This window comes from Neptunicoccus cionae, from assembly GCF_002860325.1.
GTDB classification, from domain to species: domain Bacteria; phylum Pseudomonadota; class Alphaproteobacteria; order Rhodobacterales; family Rhodobacteraceae; genus Amylibacter; species Amylibacter lutimaris.
In genome coordinates this window covers 247,417-261,671 of sequence record NZ_PKOJ01000003.1, presented here as the reverse complement: position 1 = coordinate 261,671, position 14,255 = coordinate 247,417, and the positions used below count along the sequence as shown (strand labels likewise).

Annotated in this window: 7 protein-coding genes and 1 tRNA gene; 4 read left to right on the top strand and 4 right to left on the bottom strand. The window is 56.2% G+C overall.

All coding sequences use genetic code 11. From position 1 onward, the window contains the following. Positions 1–84: 84 nt before the first annotated feature. Together C0U40_RS10110 and C0U40_RS10105 are read left to right on the top strand one after the other, a co-directional pair. Positions 85–1,152 (top strand): type III polyketide synthase, encoded by a 1,068-nt coding sequence (locus tag C0U40_RS10110; RefSeq protein WP_101655653.1) that lies wholly within the window; start codon positions 85–87, stop codon positions 1,150–1,152. Then, the gene (locus tag C0U40_RS10105; protein WP_101655652.1) at positions 1,149–1,661 is read left to right on the top strand and encodes an isoprenylcysteine carboxyl methyltransferase family protein; all 513 of its coding nucleotides are present in this window, start codon (positions 1,149–1,151) and stop codon (positions 1,659–1,661) included. The genes C0U40_RS10110 and C0U40_RS10105 overlap by 4 nt, the downstream gene beginning before the upstream one ends. A gap of 2 nt (positions 1,662–1,663) precedes the next feature. Here the strand turns inward: C0U40_RS10105 and C0U40_RS10100 are convergent, their stop codons facing one another. After that, entirely contained in the window at positions 1,664–2,335 is a 672-nt protein-coding gene (locus C0U40_RS10100; RefSeq protein WP_145991924.1) for a TetR/AcrR family transcriptional regulator, read from the bottom strand. A gap of 92 nt (positions 2,336–2,427) precedes the next feature. Here C0U40_RS10100 and C0U40_RS10095 point away from each other — a divergent pair, with 92 nt between their 5' ends. Then, positions 2,428–5,655: a carboxyl transferase domain-containing protein gene (locus tag C0U40_RS10095; protein WP_101655650.1), complete on the top strand. Its 3,228-nt coding sequence runs from the start codon at positions 2,428–2,430 to the stop codon at positions 5,653–5,655. A gap of 652 nt (positions 5,656–6,307) precedes the next feature. Next, positions 6,308–12,166 (top strand): DUF11 domain-containing protein, encoded by a 5,859-nt coding sequence (locus tag C0U40_RS10090; RefSeq protein ID WP_101655649.1) that lies wholly within the window; start codon positions 6,308–6,310, stop codon positions 12,164–12,166. A gap of 164 nt (positions 12,167–12,330) precedes the next feature. Here C0U40_RS10090 and C0U40_RS10085 read toward each other — a convergent pair whose 3' ends face one another. The 3 genes from C0U40_RS10085 to C0U40_RS10075 all read right to left on the bottom strand — a co-directional run bounded on the left by C0U40_RS10085 (position 12,331) and on the right by C0U40_RS10075 (position 14,162). Continuing rightward, a complete protein-coding gene (locus C0U40_RS10085) occupies positions 12,331–13,068 on the bottom strand; it encodes a hypothetical protein (protein WP_101655648.1) in 738 nt (245 codons plus the stop codon). A 157-nt stretch (positions 13,069–13,225) separates the two neighbouring features. Next, positions 13,226–13,939: a hypothetical protein gene (locus C0U40_RS10080; RefSeq protein ID WP_101655647.1), complete on the bottom strand. Its 714-nt coding sequence runs from the start codon at positions 13,937–13,939 to the stop codon at positions 13,226–13,228. 146 nt (positions 13,940–14,085) lie between these two features. Then, positions 14,086–14,162: transfer RNA gene (locus C0U40_RS10075), tRNA-Arg, on the bottom strand. Positions 14,163–14,255 lie beyond the last annotated feature (93 nt).

Sequence of the window (14,255 nt, the reverse complement as noted above, 5' to 3'; positions counted from 1 at the left end):
CGGGCTTGTTCACCGGACAAGCAGGGTTATGTTGGGGGCTAGGTCTTTGCCGCCTTGGCCGGATCGTACAAACAAAGGCCTGCAATGAGCGTTTATCTTCATGGACTATCCACCGCCTTGCCGGAATACTGTCTGGACCAGACAGAGGTAGAACAGCGGGCAAAGCTGATTTTCGGCGGTAAATATCCCCAATTCCACCGTCTTGCGCGCAGTTTTCGCAGCGCGGGGATCAACACCCGTCATAGTGTTGTACCGCTTGACTGGTTTTCAGAGAGCCACGGTTGGTCCGAACGCAATGCTGCATTCATGATAGGGGCAACCGCGCTGTTTTGCGATGCGGCCCGCTCTGCGTTGGATGCTTCGGGCTGGAGTGCGCAAAGCGTGGATTGTGTGGTGACGGTTTGTTCCACCGGCATCGCGACACCGTCGCTGGAGGCACAGGTTCACAAGGAAATGGGGTTCCGCGATGACATAATGCGGGTGCCGGTATTCGGGCTTGGGTGTGCGGGTGGGGTCAGCGGATTGTCCCTTGCGCAATCCATCGCTGCGGGGCGTGCGGGCTTCAAGGTCTTGCTGGTGGTGGTTGAAACCTGCTCTGTGTCATTTCGCGCCGACCGTTTGCAAAAAGCCGACATCATCGCCGCTGTCCTGTTCGGGGATGGTGCCGCCGCCGCCTGTCTGAGCGATCAGGCACAGGACACGGGGCAACAGGTGCAGCTTGGGCAAGGGCATCAAAAGCTCTGGCCGGATACATTACAAATCATGGGGTGGGATATTGATGAAACCGGTTTTGGCGTAGTGTTCGACCGTTCCATCCCCGATTTTGTCACCGCCGAATTTGCGCAAGCCACCAGCGCTGCACTGACCGCGACCGGATTGGACCATAGTCAGATTGACCGCTACATTTGCCACCCCGGCGGCGCCAAGGTTGTCGCTGCCATTGAAACTGCCCTGAAACTGGAGCCGGACAGTCTGGACAGAGAGCGGGACATTTTGCGGGACGCCGGAAACATGTCTGCGCCGACAGTTATGTTCGTACTGAAAGCTGTTCTGGATGCGGGGTGCACGGGGCAGTTCATGGCTTGCGCGCTCGGGCCGGGGTTCACCGCATCCTACCTGCCAATCCGTGTGAAAACGGAGCAGGGGACATGACGTTTGGTGCGGGGCTGTTTCTGGGGTTTATTATCCTGCAAAGGTTAAGCGAACTCTTCATTGCCAAACGCAATACCGCGCGGCTGCTGGCGCTTGGGGCCTATGAGGTAGGGGCGGCGCATTATCCGGTGATGGTTGCCATGCACAGCGCGTGGATCGCCTGTCTGCTGTTTGCTGGGTATGACGAGACGGTTTCGCTTGGCTGGCTGGTGCTGTTTGCACTGCTGCAAATCTTGCGGGTCTGGATACTCGCCACGCTCGGGCCACGCTGGACGACGCGGGTGATCGTGCTTGAGGAGCCTCTGGTCGTGCGCGGGCCTTTCCGATACCTTTCCCATCCCAATTACATGCTGGTGGTGGCCGAGATTATCGTCGCGCCGATGGTATTGGGGCTGGTTTGGGTGGCGGTCTTGTTCACCGCGCTGAATGCCGCGATGTTGTGGGTGCGGATCGGGGTGGAGAACAAGGCGCTATCGGGGCTGCGTCAAGGGGCGCGCACCGGAGGCTGAAATCAGGCGAGATACCCGCGCAGGGCTTCACCCGTAACTTCTGCGCCGATCTCGCTCGGGGATTTCCCGCCCCCTTTGCGATACCAGATCCCGACCCAGTTTGCCGCGCCAAGAATAACCAGACTGGCAAGTTTCGGGTCTAGATCGGCACGCAGAGAACCGTCCGATATTCCGGCGTTCAGCATGTTGCGAAACATAACATCCAGTTTGTCACGGCTGTCCAGCACGCTGCGCTTGTCGCCGGAAGTGACCATCGGGCGGGTATAGCTCCACAGGTATTGCATGTCCGGACGCAACATGGTGACGATATAAGCCTTCAGTCCGGCGGCCAGCCGTTCTGCCGCACTGCCTGTGCCTGCCATGGCGGTTTCGACCGCGTCCACAAGCCGGTCCATCCCGAGTTCATAGCACTGCATCAGCAGGTCATTCTTGCTGCTGCAATAGTTATAAAGCGCCGCTTTGGTGACACCCAGTTCGGTCGCGATTGCTTCAAGAGTAACGTTCTCATAGCCCTCGGTGCCGAACTTTACGGTGGCGCAACGCACGATTTCACGGCGCTTTAAATCTCGGAGCTGTTTGCGGGTCGGAAAACCGGAGAGTTCTGTCATCGCGAGAGTATCGTTAACCGCCGTTTCGGGGTCAATAGAGCGAATTGTAGTTAGTTGACTTTCCAAAGGGCTGATACCTAAACTTTGGAAAGTTCAGTGACCCTCGGTTATCAAATTGCCAGGAAGTCAGTTCAGTTTGGTTAAAAGGGATTTTGTACATGATCGAAAAGTTGCTGATTGCGAATCGCGGAGAGATTGCCATTCGTGTTGCACGCACCGCCGCGGCCTTGGGCCTGCAAACTGTGGCGGTTCACACGCCGGATGACGCTACGTCTCTGCACACCAAACATATGGACGCGGTGCGCGTGCTGCCAAAGGCGGGCGTGGCGGGGTATCTCGACATTGCGGCACTGATCGAAATTGCGAAAGAAGCCGGCTGTGATGCGGTACATCCGGGGTACGGCCTGTTGAGCGAGCGTGCCGATTTCGCAGATGCCTGTGCCAAGGCAGGTATCATCTTTGTCGGGCCGGATGCAGAGACACTCCGCCGTCAGGGAGACAAGGTCTCGGCTCGTGCTTTGGCTGAAAGCGCAAGCGTTCCGGTTTTGCGCGGGTCCGGTCCGCTGGACAATGTGGACGCGGTGAAAGCCTTCTTTGAAGAACAGGGTGCAGCACCGCTGATGATCAAGGCGGTGAATGGTGGCGGCGGGCGCGGAATGCGCATCGTGCAATCCGCAGCAGAGATCGAGACCGCCTTCAATCAGGCCGGCACCGAAGCCGCCGCAGCCTTTGGCGATGGCACGCTTTATGCAGAACGCTTCCTGCCGTCCGTGCGCCACATTGAGGTGCAGATCATTGGCGATGGCCGTAATGTGACCCACCTGTGGGAGCGGGATTGCTCGGTGCAGCGGCGGCATCAGAAGATCATCGAACTCGCCCCCGCGCCGAATTTGTCAGAAGCCACCCGCAGAGCACTATTAGAGGCGGCTGTGGCGATCGGGCGGGCCTGCGATTATCGCGGGTTGGGCACGGTAGAGTTTCTGGTAGAGGAAAGCGGCGCCTTTTACTTCATCGAAACCAATCCGCGTATTCAGGTGGAACACACGATCACCGAAGAGACCACCGGACAGGATCTGGTGGAAATCCAGCTTGCGCTGGCCTCGGGGGCAACGCTTGCGGAAATAGGGCTGGATCAGCCTCCCGCAGCGCCTGTGGGCTACAGTCTGCAGACCCGTATCAATACGGAAACACTGGATCAGGACGGGGTGTTCACACCAACAGGCGGGCGGCTGAACGCATATGCTCTGCCCAGCGGTCCGGGAGTGCGGGTCGACGGATACGCCTATGCGGGGTACAGCACCAATCCGAATTTTGACTCCCTGCTCGCGAAACTGGTGGTGCATGAAAAGTCCGGCGATTTGGGGCGGTTGTTTGCCAAGGCAGAACGCGCCTTGTCAGAGTACCAGATCAGCGGCATCGACACAAACATCGCCTTCCTGCGGTCCCTTTTGCGTCTGCCGGTGATGGCAGACTGGGCGGTAGATGTTCGCACGCTGGATGCGCAGATGCCCGCGCTGTTGGCCGATAGCGGCGGGGCGGACCGGTTCTTTGAAGCCGAAACCCTAGCAGCGGAGGAAGAGGTGCAACTCCCCCAAGGGACCGAGGCGCTTCGTGCGCCGATGCAGGCGATGATCCAGCAGGTGCTTGTGGCGGTGGGCGACCAGATCGCCAAAGGACAGGAAGTCGCCGTGATCGAGGCGATGAAAATGCAGCATGTGGTCGTGGCCGAGGCTGGCGGGATCGTGGCCGAGATTTTTGTCTCCGAAGGGCAGACCGTTTCCGCCGGTACGCCGGTGCTGGCCTTTACGCGGGACGACACGCTTGCGGAAATCAGCGCACAGGACAGCGCCGTTGATCCCGATCATATCCGCGACGATCTTTCAGCACTGCAAGGCCGTCTTGCGCGGACGCTGGATGAAAACCGCCCTCGTGCGGTTGCGCGGCGGCGGGATCGCGGCCAGCGCACCACCCGCGAGATCATCAGCGGCCTGTGCGCTGGCGGCGATTTTCATGAATACGGGCAGCTCGTTCTTGCAGGTCAGCGCCGCAAGCTGGGGTTGGAAACCCTGATCGACGTGTCTCCGGCGGACGGGATCGTCACGGGCGTAGGAGCGATGAATGCGGATCGTTTCCCCAGCTGGCGTTCACAGGTGGCCTTGCTGGCCTATGACTCCACCGTGATGGCGGGGACACAGGGCTATTTCGGGCACCTGAAAACCGACCGGATGATCGAAGTCGCCCATGAACAGGGTCTTGCGTCTGTGTTTTTCACCGAAGGGGGCGGCGGTCGACCCAATGACGATGATTTTGCCCAAACCATCCAGTCGGGCCTGAAGGTCACGACCTTTGCGGAATTTGCACGTCTTAAGGGCTGGGGGCCGCGGATTACGGTCAACTCGGGGTTCTGTTTTGCCGGTAACGCGGCGATTTTCGGGGCGGGGGACATCCGGATCGCCACCCGAAACAGTTGGATCGGGTTGGCTGGTCCTGCCATGATCGAAGCGGGTGGGATCGGCAGTTTCCATCCCAAGGAGATCGGCCCCGCGCCCATGCACGCGCAAAACGGACTGCTGGATATTCTGACCGAAGACGATAAAGCCGCGATTGCCGCGACCCGTCAGGTTCTGTCCTATTTCCAAGGGGATCTGGCTGATTGGGAGGCCGCGGACCAGCGGATGTTGCGCCACGCTATCCCCGAAAACCGCAAGAAATCCTATCTGATCCGCCCCCTGATCGAAGGGCTGGTGGACAAGGACAGTTTCCTTGAACTGGGCGCACAACATGCGGCCGGCATGGTGACAGGGTTCGTGCGGATTGAGGGGCGTCCGATGGGGGTGATCGCCAATAATCCGCAACATCTGGGCGGGGCGCTCGACGCGGCGGCTTCGTCCAAAGGGGCACGATTCCTGAACCTCTGCGCCAAATTCGACCTGCCAGTTTTGTCGCTTTGTGACACGCCGGGCTTCATGGTTGGACCGGACAGCGAAGAGGAAGGCGCAGTCGCTGCGGCCTGTGAACTGATCACGGCGGGCGCCAACCTAAACGCGCCGATGTTCTTTGTTTGCCTGCGCAAAGCCTATGGCATCGGGGCGCAGGCAATGGCGGCAGGGAGCCTTGGGGAACCGGCCTTTTCGATCTCTTGGCCGACGGGGGAATTCGGGCCGATGGGCTTGGAGGGCGCGATCCAGCTTGGCTATCGCAAAGAGCTGGAGGCCGAGACAGATCCCGCCGCGCGTGAAGCTTTGTATACCCGATTGGTGGATGAACTTTACGCGCGGGGTGGGGCGATGAATGTGGCCTCGACCCATGAAATCGACGCGGTGATCGACCCTGCGGAAACGCGAGGCTGGATCGCCAAAGGCTTGCGTATGGCCGAGAGACGCTAGGCCCGAAAGGGCAGTAAATTCAGGGGAGGACGGATTAATGACAGTTACGAAAAGGAACGTAATTAAGGCCGCGCAAACGCGGGCGTTACAGGCTGAAGTTAGCGCGCCTCCTCATACATGTTCCGGCATCGCTGACTTCTGCTGACCATATCAGGAATGTGCTAGCCCAGTCGGGAAGAGTCCGTTCGACGGTTTTACAGCACTTCTGTTGCGCTATCTGGCAGGGATAGCAGGCGATAACCACCTGAGTTACATATCTACATAGCAGCTCCGGCCACATTCCAGTGAGGCCGGAGCTATTTGCTTTTGTCAGGCAAGAACGCCGCAAAATCCCCCTCTAGCGCAGAGTTTCTATCCAAAAGAGAGCGCCTTCTATTCTTCTGCAAGAATTCAAAAGGTGAATGTTCAGATACTAAAGGGTCATACCAAAGCGGTTTGCATAGAAGCTCCGCTGTCTGTGCGATGAACGATAACGAATTTGAGAAGACTGAAAGCAAACGGACCGCGCAGATTTGCTGTCCGTATCAAAAGACTGCTGCGCAGCGAAACGGGATAAATGGCGTCCAGATCCGCCTTCCTGTTTCGGCTTGAGTTGGTTCAGGGACAACTGCACGGAAGCGGTGTGGCTATATTTTGCGGGGAAGAATAGATCATGAAGTGCTTTTTTGTCTGTATGAAAGCTGTCGCAGCGCACCGGTTGGTTGCTTCAATTCTTGTTTGGCTTGGCCTGACTGTGATTGCTTTGGCCCATGGTGCTTGGCTGGGAACGGGTGTCATTGATCTGACACCGGACACAAGATCCGAAATCAAGGCCCGAGTCCTTGCCGGCGAACCGGCTGTTCAGAACGGGGATATCGTTCAGGTTTACTCCAGTTTCCCAACGATCGTAGCCGGAACCCAAGACGGTCCGGGAGGGTACGCCACCATGTATGTCCCCGAAGGCACCGAGGTGGTAGGTGCGTTTATCACGGATGCAGCCGGTAACGAACTCCCCGCACGACCGGCGCAGGCAACAACGGGCAGCGGTATTTCAAAAGGTTGGGGGCCAAAGGGCCAACTGGTTTTCGATGTGTCGGCCAACGGCTGGAACCCGGAATCCAACACGGAATGTCTGTTGGCGGGATTCGCTGCCACGACTGAAGATTGTAATGCCGGACTCGCCTATATCTATGGGGATACGGGCGTCTTCTATTCCACCCGCGCCGATACAGCGCTGTTTGCAAACGGATCACTGGTCGCCGATTTGACAAACGGCTATCTGGTAAACCCGACCAACGGCACTCCCTGGTCTTCGGTTGGCGGTTCCGGTACAGCGCGGGTTCACAACAAATGGGACGCGGTGCAGATCAATGCTTTTGGTTCAGGTGGCACCATTGATTCCAACGGGTTCAGCCCGTCTGAAGAAACCTCAATTACCGGCGGGCGCGGTGCCACGCCCTTTCGCGCGGGTAGTCCGGTTGCAGGGCCGGATTCAGGTTCGGATTGGGACCGTTACGGCACCACCGGACCATGGCAGCGTATCCAGTACCCGGGAAGTTGTAAAGCCGATGATCCACTGATTGTCGGACAGGAAGGTCCGGCGGTCAGCGCTGGATCGGTTTATCCGGAAACCAACAATGCCGATGTGAACTCCGAATTCGTGTGTACTGACGCCTCTGCTACCGGGTTCAGCCTCAACGCTTCGGATGCAACGCAGCTTCCTGCCGGAACAAATGCTGTGCGCTTTGCCTTTGGCGGTATCGCGCAGGGCGAAGTGTTTTACGCCTCGTTGCGTCTGCGGATTACGGATGTTGAGTCCTTGTCGCCTATCAACGCCGAAGGCCACGGTGGCGATAGTGCGCAGGGCGGTGCAGCCGGCAATGACAATCCCTGGCGCTATTGGGTAGCGGGGTCTTCCGTCTATGCCATTCCCTCCGGAGATGATCTCGCTGTGGGCATTAGCATCAGCGAAGTGAATGGCACAACCTACACCGGCGGAGATATCCCCCCCGCCGCCACGGTTCGCTACCGTGTCGGCTATGCCAATACCTCATTGTCCGCGATGACAAACGCCGTTCTGTCTGTGACCTTGCCTTCCCAAACGACGGGCACATCCAATTTCGAAGTGATCAGCGGCGAGGATATCCGCCTTGTAAGCAACCCGTCCGGCGGCACGTTCTCTTTCAATACAATGTCGAGCCTTGAGGGTCTTGGCTCCGGTGTGATCGAATTTGATGTAAAACTCTCTGCGGTTGGCGGTGACACCGTGACCGCAGACACCGCTTTGTCGAGCGATCAGGGCGGGCCTGCAACGGGGAGTGTTTCCGTCGCAGTTTCTCCTGCCCCGACAGAAGAGATGCCCGGTTGTTCCGGGACACGGACGCCGATTGTAGACTGGGCAAATGACGCCCCGCTGACTGTAGGTGCGACCACTGCCTTTACCAATCACGGCATCAGCGGCACCGTTACCACAACTGATATTTCCCCCGCACTGACCTCTGCAACGATCGGCACAACCAACACGCTTTATCCGGGCACTGGCGGTAACCCGATGCTGACAGCGCGATATGTTGAACTGCGCACCGCTTTTGCAACGCCTTTGAATGGTATCTACGTCTATATCGCGGATCTGAACCAGAATGAATCCGCCACAGTCTATGGGCTACTCGGCGGCACGCGGGTGTCTCCGTCTATGGCCGATGGCACGGGTTCTTTCGCAATGACACGGGTCGCCAATAACGACGGTTCTGTTACGGGTGAGCGGCAGAACGCATTGGGGTCAGGGGCGTCCCGTGCGGTTACCGTGGGCTTCAGTCAGCCGATTGATACGCTGGTTATTGAACACAAGCCACTGCAATTCAGTGCGCCGGGTTTTTCGCCGCCGGGCAGTATGGAAGTCTCGGACATTCTGACCTGTCTGGAATATTCCGATGCGCCTTCGGTTCTTGGGGATGCGGTCCACAACTTGCGCGACAGCGACGAAGTATTGCTTGGCAGTGTCATCACCGGAGATGCCGCGCCGGGCAATGCGGCAAACGCGGATAGTGACGACGACGATGGCGTGTCCATCCCGCCACTTACGCAGGGTCTAACATCTACACTGACGGCAACAGTCACCGGAACAAGCGGCTATCTGCAAGGCTGGATTGATTACAACGGCAACAACGTGTTTGAAAGCGGTACTGCCGAACAGATTGTGCTGGATTTGCAGGACGATGGTACGGGAAGCGACCAATTTGCCAATGACGGCAGGATCGATATCGAAATTGTCGTGCCCGGTGATGCAGTGCTCGATCAGACTTTTGCCCGCTTTCGCTGGTCCTCTTCACAATCTCTATCCCCGACCGGCTTTGCCGCAGACGGAGAGATCGAGGATTATGCAGTTACCATCGCAGCAGCCCCGATCGTAGACCGCGGCGATGCGCCAGCGTCTTATGGCGACCCGCAGCACATTATTGCGGACGCAGGGGTGGCAGGGACGTACCTTGGTGCCATCGCCCCCGATCCGGAGGCCGTTTCACAAGCCAGCCCTGATGCTACCGGCGATGATCTTGACGGAAGCGACGATGAAGACGGCGTTGTGTTACCCCAGTTATATGTAGGCGCGACCGGTGAAATTTCGGTGACCGTGAACGAAGTGACAGCAGGGCTCGGCCCGATCGCCTATCTCCAAGCATGGATCGACTTTGATTCAGACGGGAGCTTTGACGAGGTCGACATGATTGCTTCCAACCTGCAGGACGGGTCTGCAGGGGATAAGGACGGGCTGGTGAACGGCGTTATTGTCTTTGATGTCAACGTGCCGGCCAGCGCCAGCCAGCTTCCGACGTTTGCCCGGTTCCGCTGGTCCACAACAGCCGGTGTGGTGCAACTCGCTCTGGACGGCGAGGTCGAGGATTATGGCCTGACGCTTTCCGGCGATAGCCCCCCTCTCGTTTGCGACGCCGGCCTCTATCAGATTGCCTCTGGTGACTCGACCCTGAAACGGTTGAATTTCTCGGCGACGCCAACGGGGTATTCGCTTAACCTTCAAGACATCGGTGCTGCGGGGCAGAACCTTGAGGGAAGCTGGGGATATAACGAACTCGACGGATATATCTACGGCGTACCTAAAGGAGAGCGCAGACTGTGGCGCGTTGACGGGGCAGGGGCGTTTACACGGCTTCCGGACCCGACAGGTGGCGTGGAAAAAGGCCAGACTGCGGGCGATGTCCTGCCCAACGGGATCATGGTTTATCAAAGCGACAGGGATGTGTTCCAGCTCCTTGATCTGACGGTGGCCACTTCGGCTACCAGCGGGGGGGAACTGCGCACCAGTGACCAACTCCAAACCGAAGATATCGCCTATAACGAACTGGACGGTTTCCTCTACGGGATTGATGGGAATACCGGTCAGGTTTTCAAATTCTCTGCCAATAACGGTGCGGCCAGTGTCGGGACGGAACAGGTCACTTTCTTCGGGCCGGCGACTTATGGCGGATCTTACGGCGCAGCCTGGTTCGATGAAAACGGGTTGTTTTATGTCTATGATGACGACACCAACCAACTTTTCCTCGTGGATACGATCACCGGCATTGCCCAACTGATTGCAACAAGCTCGAATGAGGAAGGCGGCAGAAATGACGGCGCTTCCTGTCGGGGGCCTTCCGTCATACCTTTTGGCAGCGTGTCCGGGAATATCTACGTGGATCAGGATGGTTCGGACGAAAAGGACGGAGCCGAGATCAACCTTGGCGGTGGCGTTTCCGTATCGATTTATGACGACCGCGGCACACCGAATGACCTGACAGATGACAGTTTCATACGCACGGTAGAGACTTTGGCGGACGGGACTTACACCATCGGCAACCTTTCCGGCGGATCCACCTACCGGATAGAAGTGGACGAAACCGATACCGATCTGCCAGCAGGTTCAACTATCGGCACGTCTAACCCTTTGGTGTCTGTAGCAGTGGTGCCCAATGCTACGACACAGGATCAAAACTTCGGGTTCGATCCGGGTGAAAGCGACCTGTCCATAACCAAAGTGGCCTATAAGGCGAACACCAATACCGTCATTACAGAAGCCGTCGCCGGTGATTTGATCGACTGGGTGATCTCGGTCAACAACTCCGGTCCCGGCTCGCCTTCCAATGTGACAGTTATCGAAAAGCTGCCCGATGGGTTCGAGTATCTGAGCGATGACGCACCCGCCACCGGAGATTATTTTGATCCCTCCACCGGGGTTTGGTTCGTGGATGAAATTCTTTCGGGGGCTGTGGAAACCCTGACCATTCAGGTGCGGGTGCTGGAAACCGGCACGCATGTCAACGAAGTTGAAATCATCCGCTCTTCGCTGCCTGACAGTGACAGTGACGTTAACGTCGGCGCGAAAACCGACGACCTGTCGGACGGCATCGCGGATGACGATGAGGACCGCTATGAAATCAAGCTGAAATCTGGCGGGCCGAGTTTGTCAGGGCGCGTGTTTGGCGACAATGGCAGCGGCAGTGGGACGGCCCATGACGGTGTGTCAAACGGCACCGAGGCTGGCGCACCCGCTTCTGTCCTGAGCATTCTTAACGACAGTGGCGACACTATTGCCCAGCCAAAGATCCAGGCTGATGGCACATGGTCTTATGCAATGGACGATAGTTATTCCGGGCCCCTGACCCTGACTGTCACGCCTGAGACCGGCTGGATACCGGTCTCGGAAACCAAATCCGGTCTGCCGACACTGGTAGATGCCAGCACCCGTGATGGAACCTACACATTCACCCCTTCGGCGGACACGGATTACGCGGGGCTTGATTTCGGCGTGATCGAGGCACCCCGACTGACCGAAGACCGAACAGACAATATCGCCGCCGGTCAGGTCACGAATCTGGCCCATGAATATTTCGCAACAACAACAGGAGATGTCACCTTTGCCTACGGCGACAACTCGCAGACACCTGCCAACGGCTATAGCGCAGGCATATTTCTTGATCCCGATTGTGATGGCATCCCCGACACCGCTTTGACCGGTGCCATTGCAGTGGTCGAAGGAGATCGTATATGCCTTGTGTCCCGTGTCTCGGCAGGTGCCGGCGTCGGCCCCGGAGGATCATTTGTCTATGATCTGGAGGCACGGACCGCTTTGGTGAACACCCCGCTGGTCGAGGTTGCCATCAATACGGACCGGATTACCTCCGGGGCTGGCGCCGGTCTTATTTCCTTGCGCAAAACGGTCCGCAACGAGACCGAGAACACGCCGGAAGGCACAGTGAACAGCGGCGGGGTGGGGGATGTTCTTGCTTACAGGATTTACGTGGAAAACGTCAGCCCTTCTGCAGCTACGGATGTCATCATCTTTGACCGCACGCCCGCTTATACTTCGCTCTCCGAGCCTGTCTCCACACCAGTCTCTCTCGGGTCAAGTATAAGTTGTGCGCTCACCGTGCCAGCAACCAATGTCAGCGGTTACACCGGCCCGCTACGCTGGGACTGTTCGGGAAGTTACCCACCGGGCGCCGCCGGATTTGTCGCCTTCAAGGTCCAGATAGATCCGTGATTTTGACGGGCACGGCCCCGTATAAATCAGCAGAGGTACTTTTGGCGGCTCCGGTTTTCCGAAGGCTGTCGGGATGATGGAAACATGGGTCTTCGCCTGCGGTGGAGAGGCTTTTCACTAGTTCCAGTCAAGATCCTCTTTTGGAAGGTTCATTCCTTAAAATCCTATTTCGAAATACAGTCTCGAAATCTGGGGCTGGCCAAAACGGTCCGTAACGGGACCACATATCCATCCGTTTTCACTAAACATAAAAGTGCAGATTGGGGAGCTACGGGGTCTAGAAATCCAAATTCACTGCCGAACATCTCTGAGATCCGAGCAAAGTTCTGTAATTCTCCACAATTAAACCTCTCCTCACAGAGCTGTTGAAACGATTGCAACTGGATCCCGAATAGAAGATGAGAATATAGCGTGGCACGTTCAATATCACCTGATCCGCCCATCCTCATCGCCTCTTTTCTACCAGCTATTTCGGATTGCGCAAAAACAGAAACGGCGTTACCGCGGCTGACTACATCAAGCGTTAAAACCGTTGCCCCAAATGATGTGACCGGATCAATATTTTCTTTAAGAATATTTAAAAACTCAGATGTTGGCAGCTCACCGAGCTCAATGATCGCCTGATTGAACGGGTGACATGTTTCGATGTTGGCCTCATCTACAGGCTTCAATTCTAAAAACAGCTTATAGCTATCACAAGCTTCAATGTATTCAGAAATGTCTCTGTCGTTTTGCACCAATAGAGACTCATCCTGGGCCGCTGCCAGCCGGACAGCGCCGATAGAAAACATTACAGTAATGAGAAGAAGGGCAGCGCCCCCTAGAGAGAAGGGAAGAGGCGATCCCGAATTTCCCAAAAACGTAAATAAATTTTTGTTCTTAAAATATTTTTTGCGGACCATTGCTTATTTCCTGCAATTGGTTTTCAATACCTAAGGTAGTGTTAATTATTTAGTAACGGATCGCAAGTAACTCTCGTTATCGCGTTGGCTCATGAAGGTGTCGTGGAGGGTAAAAGTAGGCCATAGCGGCGGAAGCTATTTTGAAAGCGACGATGCTCTAAAGCTTCCATTTAGAAATGCAATCTCGGAATCTAGGGCTGGCCAAAACGGTCCGTAACGGGACCACATACCCATCCGTTTTCAATAAACATAAAAGTGCAAATTGTGGAGCTACGGGGTCAAGAAATTCAAATTCACTGCCGAACATCTCCGTGATCCGGGCAAAGTTCTGCAATTCTCCACAATTAAACCTTTCCTCACAGGCAGCCTGTGCCGCAAACAACTGGATTCCGTATAGCAAATGGGAATAGAGCGTGGCACGTTCAATATCAGCTGATTGACCCATCCCCATCGCCATTCTTCTACCGGCTATTTCAGAATTCAGAAAAGAAGTAATGACGTCACCGTGCCTGACTGCATCAAGCGTTAAAACCATTGCTCCCAATAGTGAAGCTGGTGGTGTTTTTTCGATCAAAGCATCGACAAAAACAAGGTTCGGCTTGTTACCGTTCTTGATTATCAATTGAGCTACCGGGTGACATTCAGTGATGTTCAAACGCCATACAGGCTTTAATTCCAAAAACAGCTTATAGCCTTCACAAGCTTCAATGTTCTCAAAAATTTCTCTTTTGTTTTTCACCAAAAGAGACTCATCCTGGGCCGCTGCCAGCCGGACACCCCCGATAGAAACTATTACGGTGACAAGAAGAAGGGTGATTGCCGTTCGAAAATAAGAGCCGGGTGCGCGCTCATCTCTGAAAATTTTGACCAAGAAGTTTTCCTCAAATTTTTCTGACAGAAAAACAGGGAGTGGTTGACTATTCAAGGTGGAAACAGGTTCAGAGACTGGCGAACTCCGGATGACAGGTTCGACACGCGACTGTTAAATCTAATGATATCAATGATACGAGGGGGAAGTGGCGGACCGAGGAGGATTCGAACCCCCGACCCCCTGATTCGTAGTCAGGTACTCTATCCAGCTGAGCTATCGGTCCGTGAGGGGCGGTTTAGCGGTGGGGCAGGGGGAATGCAAGGGACAATTTGCAGGGTTTGTCGGGTTATTTTATTTTTCTTTCGACTGCCGGTTT

What these genes read in the sequence shown, in the direction of transcription:
- C0U40_RS10110 (WP_101655653.1), top strand. Translation starts at nt 85, where the DNA reads ATGAGCGTTTATCTTCATGGACTATCCACCGCCTTGCCGGAATACTGT.
- C0U40_RS10105 (WP_101655652.1), top strand. Translation starts at nt 1,149, where the DNA reads ATGACGTTTGGTGCGGGGCTGTTTCTGGGGTTTATTATCCTGCAAAGG.
- C0U40_RS10095 (WP_101655650.1), top strand. Translation starts at nt 2,428, where the DNA reads ATGATCGAAAAGTTGCTGATTGCGAATCGCGGAGAGATTGCCATTCGT.
- C0U40_RS10090 (WP_101655649.1), top strand. Translation starts at nt 6,308, where the DNA reads ATGAAGTGCTTTTTTGTCTGTATGAAAGCTGTCGCAGCGCACCGGTTG.
- C0U40_RS10085 (WP_101655648.1), bottom strand. Translation starts at nt 13,068, where the DNA reads ATGGTCCGCAAAAAATATTTTAAGAACAAAAATTTATTTACGTTTTTG.